At 59.6% G+C, this 3,018-nt stretch carries 4 protein-coding genes; all 4 read right to left on the reverse strand.

Features of this window, described 5'->3' with window-relative positions:
• Window positions 1-41 precede the first annotated feature (41 nt).
• A complete protein-coding gene (locus ABL922_RS14305; RefSeq protein WP_349024884.1) occupies window positions 42-560 on the reverse strand; it encodes a S26 family signal peptidase in 519 nt (172 codons plus the stop codon).
• Window positions 544-1,089 (reverse strand): TrbI F-type domain-containing protein, encoded by a 546-nt coding sequence (locus ABL922_RS14310; protein ID WP_349024885.1) that lies wholly within the window; start codon window positions 1,087-1,089, stop codon window positions 544-546. Before ABL922_RS14310 ends, ABL922_RS14305 begins: the two co-directional genes overlap by 17 nt.
• Window positions 1,076-1,459 (reverse strand): hypothetical protein, encoded by a 384-nt coding sequence (locus ABL922_RS14315; RefSeq protein WP_349024886.1) that lies wholly within the window; start codon window positions 1,457-1,459, stop codon window positions 1,076-1,078. Before ABL922_RS14315 ends, ABL922_RS14310 begins: the two co-directional genes overlap by 14 nt.
• The coding region (locus tag ABL922_RS14320) for a DUF5934 domain-containing protein (protein WP_349024887.1) at window positions 1,456-3,018 on the reverse strand (1,563 nt) is incomplete at its 5' end. The genes ABL922_RS14315 and ABL922_RS14320, both read right to left, overlap by 4 nt.

Genomic DNA, 3,018 nt, shown 5'->3' on the forward strand with positions numbered 1-3,018 from the left:
GCCACACAGGGCGAATGCCGAAGCAAAGGCGATCTTGTTTTTCACAGGATTGCCTTTCCGGTGCCGATGATCTGGCGGCGGCACACAAAGCCGATGTCGGCATAGCGGCTATCGAGACCATCGCGGTGCGGGGTTGCCATGAAATAGCACCCATCGGGGATCACGCCGGTAGGACCGGGAAGCAGCCTTTCCCCGAACCGCGACGCAGGTTTGAGCGTCGCCACGGGTTTGCCGTTCACAGCGACAATGTTATGGGACCGGCTTACGATGTCGCCCGCGACACCGTAGACAATCTTGCCAAATGGCGGCGCGGCGTGCCCGAAATGCCGGGACACAAGCGCGGTTTGGGGTGCCCGGAAAAAGGCAAACTCGCCTTTGCGCGGCATCTGCCCGCTTTCGACAAAGAAGGCCCAATGCGCGAGTGACTCGCTGCTGTTGATGAAAAGCGCGTGACCTTCACGCCAAGCGCCAAGCGCCTGCGTACCTGCCAGCACGGCACCGAGCAGTGCAATGCTCACATAGCGACGCTTGTTGTCGGGCAGCCTAGTTGCGCGGTCCATTGCCAATCCCCACTGGCGGCAGCATTGACGGATCGGCCATCGCCTGCTGCATCGCTCCCATCATGCTGGCCGCCTGTGCTGGGGCCGGCTGCGGCATCTTCACCTTGGCAAAAACCTGCTTTCGCACTTCGGCAGTGATGTCGGGGACGTCGCCAGCCAACACGGCCTCACCGACCAAGATAATCTGGCCCTTTTGTCCTCTGGCTTTGAGATTGCCTTCGACCTCGGCCATGAACGCCTTGGTTTCTGCCGTGACCTGGTCGGGCGGCGTTGCCGAACGGGCCTGTGCCTGGACATATTCGCCGACCATCGATGACAGCTGGATACGCGCCATCGGAGCCATTTGCTCTTTGCTTACCAGTTCGCGCGTAACCCATGCACCCCAAAGTCCGGTGCACACCAGCGCGCAGACTGCGACAACCGGAACCCAGCTGATGAAATGTGCTGTGGACGGAGCAGGTGTCGATGTCATGCCCTCGAACAGGGGACCGTCACCCGAAGCTGGCGTTCTTGGTTTACTTGCTGACATTAGTCATCTCCTTCTTGTTGGCAAAAAGGGGCGGTAATGAATGCCGCCGGAAAAACCCGATCAGGGCGAAAAGTACTGCGCTCACGCCTGCAAGGCCAGCTTCAAACCGCGCCCGACGGACTGCATCCGCCACAAGGAAGCGGTCGCCGAAATTATCGAAATGCAGGATCAGACCGGTCAGGCTGAACTGTCCGAGCATCCAAAAGAAGCTGACATAGGCCGCGACGACGCAGCAGGCGGTAACCACAGCCCAGCCCGATAGCCGGAGCGAGAGATAGCAGATGTCTGCCAAACGGAAGTAAATCGACCAGGCGAATCCGGCCCCTTGCCAGGTCGCACGCGGCGTCGCTCTTGCCGCCAGGCCGCTCATTCCGCCGCCTCAAGAACCTCAGGGGCCTCCGCTGGCTTGTGGTGCGGGAATGCGATCCGTTCGATCGCATCAGCAAGGGGCACTCCGGTTTTGACCAGCGCTTCAATGTCGGCAAATATCCGCGGGCTCGACGAGTAAAGCGTTGCCGAATAGGGATCGAGGACGAGACGGCCGACTGCCAGCGTTTCGGGTCCTTTGATCAGCACGTCGGAATATTCGACGCCGTTGCGCTTCAGCGACCGGAGCAGCGCTTCGGTATAGTGATCCATCTCGAAACGCTGGTGTTTGGCAAGATCGTTGATGGTCTCTTCCTTTTGTTGGAGCACCACCGACCAATCCGAATTTTCAAGCGCGGCAAGCGAGCCTTCGGACTTGTAGAAATCATTGAGCGACTGGGTGGCCGTGATCAGTGAGGAGCCATATTTGCGGCAGGTCCGCGCATAGGTCTCGATCGCCTGCCCCATCTGCCCGCCACCCAAAAGCTGCCAGGCCTCATCGATCATCATCGCCTTGGGAATCGACCGGTCCATCTGGCGCATCACCCGCAGCGACAGGAACATGAGCGCCGTCAACGAGACCGACCGTAGTTCGGGTTTGGATGCGAGATCGGAAAGCTCGAAGACGGTGAGACCAGCGCTCAGATCGATCGAGCAGGGACCGTCGAAAAATTTGCCATAGGTCCCTCCCCGTACAAAGGGTGACATCGCGTCGGCAAGATCATTGGCATAGGGCGACGGCTGCGCGCGCAGCGCTGCGACAACATCGTCAATAGTTCCCTCGCGCTTGCGGGAATTCCACACCCCGCTGACCGCGACATCGATCAGTCCGCGTTCGGTGTCGCTTAACCGATCCTGCTGCCTTGCCATCTGGCTGACGATCGATTTGAGCATCGCCAGGCATTCGATTTCATAATCCTCGCCATCTTCCGCATGGTCCAGTGCGTCGACGTCGATCATGTCGAAGGGGTTGAGCGAGAAGCCCGACGAGAGCTTGAATTCGACAAAGGCCCCGCCAAAGGCGCGGGCCATATGTTCAAACGAACGGCCGTCGTCGATGACAATGACTTTGGCGCCAGCTCCGGCCATCGCCGCGCAAATATCCTGCAAAAAGACTGACTTTCCCGAGCCGGATTTGCCGAACACCGCGACATTGTGGTTGCCCGCCGCGTTCTGGAAGGGCGACCAGAAAAAGGGCTGGCCGCGCCGACCGATCAGCAGGACGTGCGGAATGGGGCCGCCCGAATATTCGCCTTGGATTGGAGCAATCGAAGCAGCGGTTGTCGTCAACATCGTGCGGAACCGCTTCATTCGCGCCAAATCGGTACTCAGCCCGTTGGGGAGCGACAACGGCATCACTGCCAGCAACCCCATCAACTGCAAATAGCGCTCATCGATCAGGTCCCAGCCGGCACCTTTATAGACGCTTTTGAGCATCCGTTCGTTTATGTCGCCCCGACCCAAGGGCGAGAGTGCACCGACACCATAATAAGCCTGGCACAGTTTGCGACCCTGGCGCATCTCCTGCTGGACATGCTGCCACTCGTCGCGCTGGTCGGCGAG

The sequence above is a fragment of the Sphingorhabdus sp. genome (assembly GCF_040079335.1).
In the GTDB taxonomy this organism is placed as follows: Bacteria; Pseudomonadota; Alphaproteobacteria; order Sphingomonadales; family Sphingomonadaceae; genus Sphingorhabdus_B.

Excerpts from the sequence above, each read along its gene's own strand:
- ABL922_RS14305 (WP_349024884.1), bottom strand. The coding sequence starts at position 560 with ATGGACCGCGCAACTAGGCTGCCCGACAACAAGCGTCGCTATGTGAGC.
- ABL922_RS14310 (WP_349024885.1), bottom strand. The coding sequence starts at position 1,089 with ATGTCAGCAAGTAAACCAAGAACGCCAGCTTCGGGTGACGGTCCCCTG.
- ABL922_RS14315 (WP_349024886.1), bottom strand. The coding sequence starts at position 1,459 with ATGAGCGGCCTGGCGGCAAGAGCGACGCCGCGTGCGACCTGGCAAGGG.